General features: G+C 30.6%; 12 protein-coding genes. 8 read left to right on the top strand and 4 right to left on the bottom strand.

Translation table 11 applies throughout. The features are described from left to right. Positions 1-76 precede the first annotated feature (76 nt). On the top strand, positions 77-643 hold the full coding sequence (locus tag G9F70_RS23685) for a DJ-1/PfpI family protein (protein WP_164945084.1): 567 nt from the start codon (positions 77-79) through the stop codon (positions 641-643). Positions 644-882: 239 nt separating this feature from the next. Here the strand turns inward: G9F70_RS23685 and G9F70_RS23680 are convergent, their stop codons facing one another. Together G9F70_RS23680 and G9F70_RS23675 are read right to left on the bottom strand one after the other, a co-directional pair. Next, on the bottom strand, positions 883-1,782 hold the full coding sequence (locus tag G9F70_RS23680) for an AraC family transcriptional regulator (protein WP_164945083.1): 900 nt from the start codon (positions 1,780-1,782) through the stop codon (positions 883-885). Between the two features lie 232 nt (positions 1,783-2,014). Continuing rightward, positions 2,015-2,902 (bottom strand): CPBP family intramembrane glutamic endopeptidase, encoded by an 888-nt coding sequence (locus G9F70_RS23675; protein WP_164945082.1) that lies wholly within the window; start codon positions 2,900-2,902, stop codon positions 2,015-2,017. A 250-nt stretch (positions 2,903-3,152) separates the two neighbouring features. Here G9F70_RS23675 and G9F70_RS23670 point away from each other — a divergent pair, with 250 nt between their 5' ends. From G9F70_RS23670 to G9F70_RS23655, 4 genes are all read left to right on the top strand, one after another. Further along, positions 3,153-3,443 (top strand): hypothetical protein, encoded by a 291-nt coding sequence (locus G9F70_RS23670; RefSeq protein WP_164945081.1) that lies wholly within the window; start codon positions 3,153-3,155, stop codon positions 3,441-3,443. 119 nt (positions 3,444-3,562) lie between these two features. Further along, entirely contained in the window at positions 3,563-4,333 is a 771-nt protein-coding gene (locus tag G9F70_RS23665) for a GNAT family N-acetyltransferase (RefSeq protein WP_164945080.1), read from the top strand. 239 nt (positions 4,334-4,572) lie between these two features. Beyond that, positions 4,573-5,655: a S1C family serine protease gene (locus G9F70_RS23660; RefSeq protein WP_164945079.1), complete on the top strand. Its 1,083-nt coding sequence runs from the start codon at positions 4,573-4,575 to the stop codon at positions 5,653-5,655. 5 nt (positions 5,656-5,660) lie between these two features. After that, on the top strand, positions 5,661-7,523 hold the full coding sequence (locus G9F70_RS23655; RefSeq protein WP_164945078.1) for a hypothetical protein: 1,863 nt from the start codon (positions 5,661-5,663) through the stop codon (positions 7,521-7,523). Positions 7,524-7,605: 82 nt separating this feature from the next. On the opposite strand, the gene G9F70_RS23650 is transcribed toward G9F70_RS23655, so the two are convergent. Both G9F70_RS23650 and G9F70_RS23645 read right to left on the bottom strand, forming a co-directional pair. Next, positions 7,606-7,983: an HsmA family protein gene (locus G9F70_RS23650; protein WP_164945077.1), complete on the bottom strand. Its 378-nt coding sequence runs from the start codon at positions 7,981-7,983 to the stop codon at positions 7,606-7,608. Positions 7,984-8,124: 141 nt separating this feature from the next. Next, positions 8,125-8,661, bottom strand: a complete 537-nt coding sequence (locus tag G9F70_RS23645; RefSeq protein WP_164945076.1) for a TetR/AcrR family transcriptional regulator — start codon at positions 8,659-8,661, stop codon at positions 8,125-8,127. A 315-nt stretch (positions 8,662-8,976) separates the two neighbouring features. Between G9F70_RS23645 and G9F70_RS23640 the strand changes: the two genes are divergently transcribed. From G9F70_RS23640 to G9F70_RS23630, 3 genes are read left to right on the top strand one after another with little or no spacing between them, the layout of a single operon-like run. After that, positions 8,977-10,020: a LacI family DNA-binding transcriptional regulator gene (locus G9F70_RS23640; protein WP_164945075.1), complete on the top strand. Its 1,044-nt coding sequence runs from the start codon at positions 8,977-8,979 to the stop codon at positions 10,018-10,020. A gap of 21 nt (positions 10,021-10,041) precedes the next feature. After that, positions 10,042-10,710, top strand: a complete 669-nt coding sequence (deoC, locus tag G9F70_RS23635; protein ID WP_164945074.1) for a deoxyribose-phosphate aldolase — start codon at positions 10,042-10,044, stop codon at positions 10,708-10,710. Between the two features lie 44 nt (positions 10,711-10,754). After that, entirely contained in the window at positions 10,755-12,080 is a 1,326-nt protein-coding gene (locus tag G9F70_RS23630) for a pyrimidine-nucleoside phosphorylase (RefSeq protein ID WP_164945073.1), read from the top strand. Positions 12,081-12,211: the final 131 nt, after the last annotated feature.

The following is a 12,211-nucleotide window of genomic DNA, read 5'->3' as shown; positions in this document are numbered from 1 at the left end:
TAATGGAAGAATAGAACTTTGAAGAAATTAAAAAAATACTTAGGGAGCTATAAAATAAAAGAAAGAAGGTTATGAGATGAATGTATGTGTTCTTTATTATGATGGGTTTTGTGAATTTGAAGTTGTTTTTGCCTTTGCTAAGTTTAGGAATAATATTTTTTCCGTAGCTTTAGAAAATCGTGTGTATATAAGTGAAGAAAACCAAAAATACTTGCCAGATAAAACAATACAACAATTAAATCCAGATGATATTGATCTTTTTATTATCCCTGGTGGAAACCCTGTGCAACTTTATGAGAAAACAGAACTAAAAGAGTTTATGTTAAAATTAAATGAAAAAAATAAATTTATTGCAGGTATTTGTGGTGGAACTGAACTTATGGCATATTACGGATTGCTTGATAATAAAGAGGCTAACGGTGATGGTGAGGGATTTAGAGTAGATGAAAGCAATAAGCATATATATGAAAAAGTAATTATAGTAGATAAGGATGTGGTTCGAGATGGGAATTGTATAACCTCAATTGGACAAGCGTTTATTGAATTCTCTATTGAACTTGGCAAAGTAATGAATATTTATAAAAATGATGAGGAAATTAAAGATGATTATAACTGGTTAAAAAATATTAAAGATAAAAAATAAAATTAGCATTTTTCCATAGTTATTAACAATATTTTAAAATTATATAAATTTAAGGAGTTTTAAGGGAAATGTTAAAAAGAGAATTAATACCAGGCGTAATACAATACACATTTGATCCATTACCAGTAAATCACATAAATATGTCTATGATTAAGATTTAAGAATATTTTTAGAAGACTGTTGAAATTAATCTATAGGGGCTATCTCAAAATATTTTTTTGAGATAGTCCCTATAGATTTTATATGTTTTTAATTGGAATATAAATTTTCATTGAAACTTTATCGTATTCCCAGGGATGACAATGCTCATCATAGTGCTCAAAGTCAAATTTACTTTCATCAATTTCATATTGTGAATTTGGGAACCATTCTTGAAGTATATAGGTCCAGGTTCCATTTATGGAAGCTACAAAGTCATCTTCATGTACCTGTGGCGATGTAAATACCGCATAGGTAGCAGCAGGAATCTCTAGTTTGCACATATCATCAGTGGCTTTATCAAAGCTATCAACACCAACGGCCATTAGATATGAAAAGTCATCAGTAGCCATATTGGTATTAATACAGATGCAATACTCTCCATGCCTTGGCGGATTTAGCTGCTTATACAATTTCTCTTCACAATTATTATCATCAAAACCACGTTGGGCCCAGAATGCTGGAATATCGCTTGAACGTAATATATTTTTAAGGTTATTCTTAAATTTATACCCAACCACCTTAAAGCTAGGCATTTCAATCATTTTAGGTTCCATAATAATCCCTCCAGTTAAATTTTCTCTTAAATATACTAAATTAATTTTTGGGGGTAACCCCTTTGGAGCATGAAGTCTGTATAGACTTGGGGGATAACCAAAAGCAAGTTTAAAGGCCTTATTAAAACCTCCATGAGTTTCATAGCCATAATCCATTGCGATATCAATTATCTTTGCTCCAGTGCTTAAATCATGTAAAGCGAATTGCAGTTTTCTTTTTGTCACATAATCCATTACAGACATATGGACAAAACTACTGAATATTTTATAAAAATGATAGGTTGAAAAACCTGCAATTGAAGCTAGCATATCTACAGATATATTATCATGGATATGATCATCAATATAATCAATAGTTTTTTGAATCAAGTTAATATACTCCATCAAGTCACCTCATTTGAAATCATTAATTCCCGTACGGTAACTATATAATAACATTTATAAATATAATTTCTTATCCTAATTTGTTAATATTGGAATTAGAAAATAGGAAAAGAAATTATGGACTGAAACTGGTTAATGATAAAAAATATCTTTATTGAGTGTACCTAATTCTTTAGAAAAACTAGGTATGTATGTAGTACTGAAATATAAATCGTAAGTAGCCTGAGCAAATTTACAGGCTACTTTTCTTTTTTAACATAACAAATACAATAACTATGCCCATTAATAAAATAATAGTTGTTGCAAAACCTGCTTCAGGACCGAATGCACCACCTGTAAACCATTGGGATCCTGTTAAATTTAATTTTAGTAAGCTACCAGTATCTATACTTGATCCACTTACTTCTAATCCGAAAATATTACCTTGAGCCCAATTCCAGGCACAATGTAACCCACAAGCTCCCCACAAATTATGGGTTCTAATTACATAAAGCCCGAAGAATATTCCTACAAGGATAATATTCATAATAGCGATAATACTTACATTCTGGTTGAATATATGAAGCAAACCAAATAATGATGAAGAAACAAATAAACCTATAGGCACATTGTACCTTGCGCCTATTACATTCATAAGCCATCCTCTTGTTACCACTTCTTCCGTTCCACTTTGTATGATCCATCCCGGTAAAATAATAAATATGCTACTTAAAGCAGATATTCCTACAGGAATTACTGGATTTTTATCGACTACAACATGACCAGTTATAGAAAGTAATACAATTACTGCAGTAAACATTATAAATCCAAAAACAAAACCAAGTAAATACTTTTTTATAAAATTTTCTTTGCAGAAACCTAGGGTAGAAACATCACGTTTCTCAATAAATTTTACCCAGGCAAATACTAATAAAGATATAAATAAGAAAGTAAATGAAAGATAAAATAGTGATTTTGCTATAGAAGCATGAATTAGAGGGCTCAATAATGAAAACGTAACAACGCCAATAAGCTGACCCACAATCATGAAAATAATAGCTAAGATAGGAGCTAAAATTATATGGGGTAAAAATTTAGCTGCTTTTGTTTGTTTAAATAAGCCTGTTTCATTTGAAAACATAGTTTCATCTCCTTAACTTTGAAATATGTATTAATTATATAATTAATAACTTGAAATAGACCTAAATTAATTATTTTTTGGAAAAATACACTTTACTAAATAAGGAGGGGAATTGTGCATTTACCATGAGTTTCTTCTAATATAGAAATATAGTAATGTATAAATATGAATAATATGCTATAATTTCCATAAAGTTAGGTTGGAATTGTAGAATAAAGTGAAAAGTATTTATAGTTTAAGGAGGTAGCCTATGAAAAAAGAAAACATATTTACGAAATGCTCATTAGGCATTTTAATAGTATCCTTTTTGGTATTAGTAAATGAGTTTATTCAACTAATACCGACTCAGTCTACAGCTTTAGAAGGATTATTATTGTATTTTGGACCATCTATATTTGCAATTATTGGCGGAATACTTTCAATATTTGGATTAATTAAACACAAAACGAAATTAGGGTTATTCTTAATAGCAATTAATTTTATATTATTATTTTGGCCAATATTTTTTTGGCGTGTAGGAATTCTCATTTGGGGAGTATAGAAATTCATAAATTTAATATATTTAAATTTATTATTTTTGATTATGCATATAAAAAATCATTCTTATTAATCGGGTGTGTAAATTATAAATTTTATAATACATATGGAAGGAATTGAATTATGTTAAAATTTTTAATAGATACTGAAATAGAATATACAAAATGCTTTTCTAAATACTTTGAAGATGAGAAAATTATTAGGTTTAGAGATGAGCATATTTGTAATATGTTTGCTCATAACTATACTTTAGTAAAGTGCAGTATGTCTGAACAGGAAATATATGATCTAATAACAAAAGAGATTATGCGCAGTAAGAAAGAATGTAAAAGTTTCCTGCAAGTTGAATATAATTTTAATATAAACAGTGAGCTGTTAAATTCCTTTGAAATTAAACCTGAAGTAACAATACAGGATTATATGTATATTACATCAGATAAATTTAATGTTTTATGTGGCAATAATGAATGCACTATAAAATCTGCGAAAACAGAAGATGTTATGGAAGATGGTATTAGAGTTGATATTGAGGCAAATTCACATGCTATGGGAGAAGATTTCGCAATTAAGAGAATCCAAAGAAAAGCAATGGCTTATAGAGCAGAAAATAATCTTGATTTTTTTCTGTGTTATCTTAATGAAGTCCCTATTGGTAACTGCGAGTTATTTTTTAACAAAAAAACTGCTAAAATTGAAGATTTTGATATTTTAGAGAAATATCAAAGAAAAGGGTTTGGTACCTCTGTTTTGAAAGAATTGCTAAAACGGTCTAATAGTTTTGGCGTAGAGACAGCATATGTATTAACAGATAGCGAAGATACTGCCAAAGAAATGTATAAAAAATGTGGGTTCTTAAAAGTTGGGTCGAAAACTATACTCAACTTTACAATATAAACATAAAAAAAGCAGTAGGGAAAATTAATAATCTTCCCTACTGCTTTTTTAGTCCTTAATATTTCAATATCGAAGATGATTATTTAACAATTTTAAAAAACTATTTTCTTGAAAAATAAGTTGGAAAATATATTTAAATATGGTATTATATACAAGTAATTATTAATAAACTATGAAAACTCAAGGAGCTTGAACTTAGTAATAGGTGGCTCAATTACTTATTTAAAAGGGGGATTAACATGAAAAAAATTTTATCATCTATTTTAATCATGGCTACATTATTTTTAAACACAACACCTGTTTTTGCATTAGGTGGAAATGAATTAGTGCCTAAGTCACCAGAGAAGACAATTGAGCAACCACAAAAATCAGCCCAAAAGGAAACAAAAAAAGTATCAAGCGTTATTGAAGAAGTAAATCAATCCGTAGTTGCTGTCATAGGAAAAAATACAAACTATAGAGAACAGGAGCAAATATTCTCAAAATTACCTAAAAATTTACAACATGGTTCTGGAGTTGTAATAGGAAAGGAAGGAAGAATTCTAACTAATAACCACGTAGTAGATGGCCTGGCGGACATTTATGTGGTTACATATGATGGTAATGTTTATAAAGCAGAACTTTTATATGCAGATAAGGAAATTGATTTAGCATTATTAAAGATTAATAAGACGGATTTAAAGCCTATAAAATTAGCAATTGAAAGTGAAATAAAAGTTGGGGACGATGTTGTAGCGGTAGGAACACCCTTGTCTTTTGGATATAGAAATAGTGCTTCTAAAGGAATTGTAAGTGGACTAGATAGACCTGTAGAAAGTATGTACACATATTTACAGACGGATGCAGCTATAAACCCAGGTAATAGTGGAGGCCCGCTTATTAATATGAACTGTGAGTTAGTTGGTATAAACACATTAGGGTATATGTTCTATCAAGGAATGAGCTTTTCAATTCCTGTGGGAAACATTAATTATTTCCTAGACCATTATAATAAATTTGGCAGGATAAAAAGATGCTTTACTGGTGTTGAGTTTGAAGAAAACTGGGCAGCGATGCTTGGACTTCCTACTAATCAAGGGCTAAAAGTAGTGACACTTCAAAAGGATGCAGTGGTAACGGTGGGTCAGGTAAAAGAAGGAGATATATTAGATGCTATAGATAATAAGCCTACTAATTCCATAGCTCATTATAACGAGATTTTAAAAGGACATTTGCCTGGTGATAAGGTGAAATTAACCTTTAGTCGTGAAGGTAAAAAATTTGATGTAACAGTGGTTTTAAAGGAAGAAACAAGTAAAGAAAAGAAAAAAGGAAAGGAGTAATAAATATGAATAAGAATAAAGCTACGGCAATTGTACTTACTCTTTGTTTATCAATTGGGCTAACTGCGCCATCAGTCCAAGCTAAAGTGGATGATGGGAAAATTGATTTATACCAAGCGTTTTCTAATAAAGCAGATCAAATGAAAACTGGGGTAGGAAGCCGCATATATAAATGGTCTATGCACCTACCTGATGATGGGATTGTTTTTAAGTCAGATAGAGCAAATTTTTTCAATATGGCAACAGCTAGTTATAAGGCTGGGGTTCAATTACAAGTGGAGAAAAACAAGGATGAGCTATCATTGGAAGAGTTACTATATAAAATGCAAAATGCTACAACAAGGGATTTATATAGGGTTGAGCAGGAAAAAGAATTGGTTATAAACATTGCTAAAGATAGTTCAGGAGAAGAATATATTCGTATAATTAAATCTAATCCATTTATAGATTATCTTTTAGTGGACGAGGCAGCACAGCAGTTAGGAGAATATGTGGAAAATAGAATTTATATAAAAAATAATTATATATACAATTTAACAATAACTATGAAAGGCGATTTTTATAGAGAGCATAAAGAAATGTTTGATAAATTAACATCTTCTTTTAAACTTTCTTTTGATGAGAAAAATGCATTTATTAAAGAATTATCAGACTCAGTTAGTACAACTAGAGAATATAAAAATACAAGCTATGGTTGGAAAATGATTATGAGTCCTTACTGGAGAGTGGAAGGAATACCTAATGCACGTACTCAAAAATTTACTCCAGTGTATAGCGATGAGGAGCTAGAACAGGTAGAAAAGAAAGTTAAAAATGATGAAAAAGAATTTAAAGTACCAGAAGGAGTATCTGTTAGCTTAATAAGTTCAGCAGGAAAAGATGAAACTGCTTCAAAATGGGCGGCAGAAGAAATACAAGTATTAAAAGATAAGTATAATAGTGAAGTTTATGAAATACTTAGAAATGAAACAAAAACACAGGCAAATATTAATGTTCATCATGTAGTAATTCGGTATAAAACAGTTACTAAAAATCAGTATATTGTACATCAATTGTATGCTGTAGGAAATGGATATAAATACTTAGTGACTGCTACAATGAAGGAAGAGCAGTATAATGATGCAAAAAAGAAAAATGCTTTTGAAAGTATGATAAATTCATTTAGCTTAGATAAAGAGGGTATAAGTGAATATTTAGGTGAAATTATTACAGCTAAGTCTTTAATAAATTTAAATGATTCAAAAGAAGTAAAAATGAAAAAGTATGATTTTGGAACAAAATTAACGAGAAGCTTTAATATTTCTAGAAATGGATATAACTTTAATGATAGCTATTCTGGTATTGACTTATATGCTGATCCAAACTATAGAGGGGATATCAGTAACAATGAGTATCTTAGTGCACTTGAACCCACTAGTAATATACGTGTAGATATGTATTCAGGACTTGATACAAAGGAAATGAGTGAAACTATTAAAAATAGGATTGAGATCTATTTAAAGGATGACGAAATCCATATGGGACTCGCAAATATCAAGATTCAATCAGGTGAATACAAGGGGGCGAAACTATATTATATCGAAAAAGAATATGATTTGAATGCTATTAGGAAATTCGTAAAAGAAGATGAAACCAAGATATATGATTTAGAAAGCTTAAAAAACCAATATGAATATATCATAAAAACAGGAAAAGATATTTATACTGAAAGTATAACTCTACCCGTTTCTAATATGACATCAAACAACAAAGCTAAAGTAAATAGCATCTGGGGAAATACTACTATAAGTAAAATAAATTATAGCAAAGCAAGTATTCAATGGAAGCAGCACAATCTTTCTGAATTTGATAAAGAAAAAAATAAATAAAATCTAGAAGACAAAAGGCAGGGTGAAATTTATACCCTGTCTTTTGTCTATTTTATTTATTTTCATGTGCCTAAATTTTTTATTAGTTCATGTGAGACATAGCTCCAGAGATAAAAGGAAGAAGCCAAATAATCCAAACTATTATACTGAATTTATGGAATTTTGATATCATATTTTCATTTTTCCGAATAAGAACCACTGCGGCCCATATAGCGTGAATAAGCATTAGGGCTATAGCAATAACACCAGTAATTCCATGTAAATTAAAGCCTGAGGCTATTTCAGCTGAACTGTTTGCTATACTTTCCATAAGGAGTGTGCCAGTTGTATCACATAGGAGGCCAAGTAGGAATAAACCCAAATGCCAAGGTTTAAGAGTTCCTTGAAGTTTCTCACTCCAAACACCGATGGTATAGAATACAAGAGCTAAGGTTATAAAAACAATTGCATAAATTAACATATTTACATCCTCCATTTTTATATATATTTAGAATAAAAATAAGATTTTTTAACAACATTAATTATATGAACTATGTTCATATAATTTTAAAAGAATATCTTATATTACTTTCTAATATAAGATAAAAAAACTATTAAATTTTCAAATTCTCAAATTGTCATATAGCTCATCGAAACTTATAAACTTGTTTTTGTTAAGATACATCAAGTTAGAAATAATAAGTTCTGCCAATTTATAAGAAGAAAGAGTGGAGATTACGTTACCTTTAAATTTTTCAATATCTAGTAGTTCGCTTATTTTAGTGTATAGAACATCATACCTATTAGCTTCTCTACATCTATAATCATTTCCACTAAGTATAGCCATTTCATAAAAAATTGGTATGTAACTATTTACAAATATTCCAATAGATATATATATTTTTCTGATTTTTTCTTTGCAGGGCTCATTCGTAAGCTTTAAGTCCTCTACTAGATTAGATACTTTTTTCCAATCTTCTCTAAAGATTTCGGTTACAAGTTCTTCTTTAGTGGAAAAATAATTATAAAAAGTACCTGTGCCAATATTACAACTTTTAGCAATTTCTCTTATGCTTAAATCTTTAAAACTTTGATTTAATAGAATATTTTTAGCTTCTAAGAGTATAGTTTCTCTTAAATTTTCGATAACTTTGGGCATCTTGTCACCTCTTTTATGAACTGTGTTCATTATACTATTATTATTTTAATAGTTCAAGTATAAAAAAATATATTAGCATATTTGACTTGTTATTTATTTTAAGACACCTAATTGTAAAATTCATAAAAAATCCTATTGAAATTTAGATAACCTTGAAGTATACTAAATATGAAAGCGGTAACATATTTCAGAAAATTAAGTATTTAATATAGCATACTTAGGTTATGATGTAATACTTGTATACTGGATTATAAACTAAGCTTTATATTTATTCAGAGTCCTGTAAGCGTTTTCTCTAGTGTGAGGAGGATTAAAATGACAGTGACAATAAGTGATATTGCGGTAAGGGTTGGAGTATCACATGCAACGGTATCAAGAGTTCTAAATAGTTCAGGTTATGTAAAGGATGAAACAAGAGAAAAAGTGCTAAAGGCAATAAAAGATCTAAATTATACGCCTAGTGCTATAGCTAGGAGCTTGTCTACAAGTAAAACTAATACTATTGGAGTTATAGTTCCGGATATAAACAATCTATTTTTTGGTGAGATAATTAAAGGTGTTACTGAAATTGCTGATGATAATAACTTAAATATAATTCTTTGCAACACTGATGAGAATAAAGATAAAGAATTAAAGGCTATTAATGTTCTCAAAGAGCAAAGGATTCAAGGCCTCATTATAACGCCAACCTTCTACAGGAACTCAGACAATAGTGAAAACTTAAATGTGCTTAAGAACCTAGGAATCCCAATAATTTTAATAGATGGTCATGTTGAATATCTGGAGTTTAGTGGGGTTTTTATAGATCACATAAAGGGAGCTTATGATGGAACCCTTGCTTTAATAGAAGCGGGTCATAGAAAAATGGCTATAATTACAGGAGACATGAAGTCTAGACCAGCAAAAGAAAGATTGCTAGGATATGAAAAAGCCTTAGAAGCTAATAATATCCCTATAGATAATGAATATATCTTTTATGGTGATTATACACACCAGACTGCTTATGAAATTACAAAGAAAATATTGAAAATGGACAATAGGCCTACTGCTATTTTTGTAAGTAGCAATACCATGATTTTAGGGTGCATAAAAGCTTTATATGAAGAAAAGATAAATATACCGCGTGATATGGCGATTATAGGCTTTGATAAGGTTGATGTTTTAAATATAATAGGTATGAATATTAGTTTTGTTAATGGCCCATCCACCGAACTTGGTAGAATTGGTATGAAAATGTTATTAGAAAATCTGAATAGCAAAGAGCCCAGGTCAATAAAAAGACAAACTATTTTGCCAGAGCTCATTTTAAAAGGATCAGAAAAATATATAGAAAAAAATGAGAATAAAATAAATTTATAAAATATAAAGGAGAAGATTAATATGAAAATGGAACAATATATAGACCATACACTATTAAAACCACAAGCAAGTGAGGAAGAGATTATAAAAGTTTGTGCTGAGGCTAAAAAATACGGATTTGCTTCAGTGTGCGCTAATGCATATTACGCACCACTTGTAAGTAGTGAATTGAAAGGAAGTAACATAAAAACTTGTATCGTTGTTGGATTCCCACTGGGAGCTACTACTAAAGAAGTAAAAGCCTTTGAAGCTAAACAAGCAATTGAAAATGGTGCAGAGGAAATAGATATGGTAGTTAATGTTGGCGCTATAAAATCAAATAAATATGATGTAGTAAAAGAAGATATCCAAGCGGTTGTTGAAGTTGCGAGGGGCCTCGCAATAGTAAAGGTAATAATAGAAACTTGTCTTTTAACTGACGCGGAAAAAATTAAGGTATGTGAAATAGCTAAAGAAGCTAATGCAAACTTTGTAAAAACTTCAACGGGATTCTCAACAGGCGGAGCAACAGTTCATGATATAAGATTAATGAGACAAACCGTTGGACCTGACATGGGAGTTAAGGCTTCTGGGGCAGTAAGAACAACTGAAGATGCAAAAGCCGTTATTGAAGCTGGTGCTAGTAGAATAGGGGCTAGTAGTTCTATAGCAATAGTTGAGGGAACTAAGGATTCAAATTCTAATTATTAAATTTGAATACATGCAAAAAAATAAATAATTAGGGGTTGAGTACCATGAGAATGTACGATTTAATAATGAAAAAAAGAAATGGCGACGAACTTACTACAGAAGAAATTGATTTTTTTATAGGTGGATATACAGATGGGACTATTCCAGATTATCAAGTTTCAGCACTGCTTATGGCTATATACTTTCAAAAGATGAATAAGAGAGAAACAGCAGATTTAACAATGGCAATGGTTAATAGTGGGGAAACTATTGATTTATCCGCTATTGAGGGTGTGAAAGTTGATAAACATAGTACAGGTGGAGTAGGTGATACAACTACACTAATACTTGGGCCTATTGTTGCAGCAGCTGGTGTGCCAGTTGCTAAAATGTCAGGAAGGGGACTTGGACATACTGGTGGAACTATTGATAAGCTAGAAGCTTTTGAGGGCTTCTCAGTAGCTATGTCAATTGAAAAGTTTATGCAAAATGTAAATGGAGTTAAAATTGCTATAGGCGGTCAAACTGCTGATTTAGCACCAGCAGACAAAAAGTTATATGCACTTCGTGATGTTACTGCAACGGTTGATAATATGTCTTTAATTGCAGGAAGCATAATGAGTAAAAAAATAGCTTCAGGTGCAGATGCTATAGTACTTGATATAAAAACAGGTAGCGGTGCATTTATGAAAAATGAAGATGATGCGTTTGAACTTGCAAGAGAAATGGTTGATATAGGAAATAACGTTGGTAGAAATACCATTGGTGTAATAACTGATATGGACCAACCATTAGGATTTGCAGTTGGTAATGCACTAGAAGTAAAAGAAGCTATAGATACATTAAAAGGTGAAGGTCCTGAAGATCTTACAGAACTTTGTTTAACCTTAGGAGCACATATGCTTGTATTAGGAAAAAAAGCAAGGGATGCACAGGAAGCAAGAAAAATACTTAAAGACATTATAAAATCAGGAAAAGGTCTTCAAAAATTAAGAGAACTTGTAGTAGCACAAGGTGGAAATCCAGCTTATGTAGATGATCCATCATTATTCCCAGTGCCAGCTATTGTAGAGGAAGTTATATCAAATGTTGAAGGCTATGTAAAAGCAATAAAAGCGGATGACATAGGAAGAGCAGCATTAGTTTTAGGCGCTGGCCGTGAAACTAAAGAAAGTATAATAGATTTAGCAGTGGGTATTGTTCTTCATAAGAAAATCGGTGATTTTGTAAAGATGGGCGAGGCTATTGCAACTATTTACGCAAATGATGGGCAAAAACAAAAAATATCTGTAAAAATGGTATTGGATGCATATGAAATAGTACAAGAAGAAATAAAAGCTAAGCCATTAATTAAAGGTATTGTTACAAAAGATGGGATAACAAGATATTAAGTAAATATTTTAGAACGTAAAAATAGAGGGTATATACCTTCTATTTTTACGTTCTATTCTTTTAGTGGCTAAGAAAAGTATATATTACGTAAGCTTCATTTGAGCGAGCTATAGAAATTCTTAACTAATTT

This window comes from Clostridium sp. FP1 (genome assembly GCF_011065975.2).
Classification (GTDB): Bacteria; Bacillota; Clostridia; order Clostridiales; family Clostridiaceae; genus Clostridium_AD; species Clostridium_AD tagluense.
Note: the sequence above shows the minus strand (reverse complement) of the source record. Positions and strands in the feature narration are given on the sequence as shown.